This is a genomic window from Acinetobacter sp. YH01018 (assembly GCF_013420295.1).
GTDB lineage: Bacteria > Pseudomonadota > Gammaproteobacteria > Pseudomonadales > Moraxellaceae > Acinetobacter.
Genome location: NZ_VOYL01000108.1, coordinates 1 through 2,316 on the forward strand (window position 1 = coordinate 1; position 2,316 = coordinate 2,316).

1 protein-coding gene and 2 pseudogenes are annotated in these 2,316 nt (G+C 37.8%); all 3 read left to right on the plus strand.

The genetic code is table 11. The features are described 5' to 3' along the window. Positions 1-104 (plus strand): annotated as a pseudogene (locus tag FTT83_RS16275) (reverse transcriptase); the annotation flags it as partial. 79 nt (positions 105-183) lie between these two features. Further along, positions 184-669, plus strand: a pseudogene (locus tag FTT83_RS15760) (IS3 family transposase); the annotation flags it as partial. A gap of 406 nt (positions 670-1,075) precedes the next feature. Next, entirely contained in the window at positions 1,076-1,678 is a 603-nt protein-coding gene (gene ribA, locus FTT83_RS15765) for a GTP cyclohydrolase II (protein ID WP_180176843.1), read from the plus strand. The last annotated feature ends 638 nt before the right edge of the window (positions 1,679-2,316 follow it).

Below are 2,316 nucleotides of genomic sequence, written 5' to 3' on the forward strand. Positions count from 1 at the left end.
CCCGTCATAAAAGACGGGCTAGATATGCCTTAGGGCGACTTGCGCGTGATTTTCCAAATGCCTTTGTGCACTGGAAAATGGGATGTTTACCATCGGTTGGATAATGGGAGCCGGATGAGCTGAGAGGCTCATGTCCGGTTCTGCGAGGGGCTAAGGGTGAAATTCCCTTGGTCTACTCACCCGTATATTCAAACAAATTCAGGCTGGGTCTATACCGCCTTTATTATTGATGTGTTCTCACGAGCAATTGTTGGATGGAAAGTATCAACACGTATGAATACAGATATGGTGCTTGATGCACTGGAGCAAGCGTTGCATGATCGAGGTATGCCAAAGAATGTGATTCATCATTCCGATAGAGGTGTTCAATATCTTTCTATTCGCTATACCAATCGTTTAGAAGCAGCAAATTTACGAGCATCAGTCGGTACGACTGGTGATTCATACGATAATGCTTTGGCTGAAACAGTGAATGGGTTATACAAAACAGAGGTGATTGAATATTTAAAAGCAGATTGGCAAGGTTTAGCGGATGTACAACTTGCGACACTAAATTGGGTAGATTGGTTCAATAAAGAGCGTGTACATAGTGCATTGGGTTATGTATCGCCTTTTGATTTTGAAGCAATGTACTATGATAAGATTAACCCGTTAGGTCAGGTGGCCTAACTTAAATAAAAAGTCTCCGACAAACCCGGTACGGTTCAATGAGTGAGGTTAAAGCAGGGACCAAAAGTATGATGCAGTAGGTGTTGGAATATATCAGCTAGACTGATTGCAAAACGCTCCGGACAAAAGTGGACAGGTTATACTCATTGACAGCAAATATGCTGATAGGAGGCAAGCATTCAATCCGTGGTTTTTGTGTGCTGGTCTAGAGCGGTTTAAAAATATGAACAAGATGTTCTCGGGTTTCACATAAAATTCACTTTAAAATCACTATGATCAAATCCGGAATTTAATATTTCGAAGATACGAAAATACTGAATCAATCTTAATTTAATTGATATGACAGATCTTTTATTTTTGATGAACAGTGTTTTTACTGACTCTTAAAATTTAATTGGATGAATCAGTGGCGATACAATTTGTTTCTAAATCTAAATTACCGACTGCTTTCGGTAATTTTGAGATTCTAGCATTTCAAGATCAAACGACGGGTGAAGAGCATATTGCTCTTGCTCAAGGATTAGAAACGGTTCCTGTAAAACCCGTATTAGTCAGAATGCATTCTGAGTGTCTCACAGGGGACGCATTTGGTTCATTAAAATGTGATTGTGGCCCACAATTACATGCAACCATGAAAATGATTAATGATGCAGGGCAAGGGGTAATCTTGTATCTACGTCAGGAAGGTCGTGGCATAGGATTGACCAATAAAATTCGTGCATATGCACTGCAAGATCAAGGTCATGATACGCTTGATGCCAATCTGTTATTAAACTTACCTGCAGATGCCCGGCAGTATGACATGTGTAGCATTATGCTGGATTACCTACAAATTAAAGATGTCCAGTTGATTACAAATAATCCACTTAAAATCAAGGCACTGACTGAGTTAGGAATTAATGTGGTTAGCCGCGTTCCCTTGACGGTAGGCTTAAATCATTTTAATAAAGCTTATTTAGAAACAAAGCAGAAGCGTATGTCACATCTGTATGAAAACAGTGATTTTTAGCCTAGCTTAAGCCTAAACATTTTAACTCTTCTTATTGTTTCTGTTGAAAATAGATGAGGATGACAGAAATTCTGATTTTGACTTTAATCGAGAAAGCTTTGCCTAGACAAAGCTTTCAGTACCACAGCTTAGTACTTAAGTAGATGATTGGACTGCTCTCATTATCCTAGATAAAGCAGAATCTGATCCTCCAAGTGTAATTTGGGTAGTCTGCCTTTAGCTAGAACATGCTTATGCAATTGCTCAACCATTAAATAAAACGTTGACCATGAGATGCTCATAATCGCTTAAGCTGTGTTTCAGAAAGCTGTTTTGAGTCGATGTATTTCATCTAAAAATTATGCATGAATGTTAAAAATTCTACGGTACAAATAATCAACAACAAATAGCTTAATTTTTGATTTATGAAAGAAATCTTTTATATATTACATATTCTAAAGCTTTATTTTATGGAAAATACGGCGGTTAAAAAACCTTGCTGATTGGTTTAACTTCTGAAATCTATATTCATATTAGACCTCTTGCGAAAGTCAAAACCACCTCAATCTAAGTTTCATGAGATATCAGAACTTAAACCGTTTTTCAGATTCTGAATTTAAACGCTTGGTTGGCGTACCTCGACCAGTTTTTACCGAAAT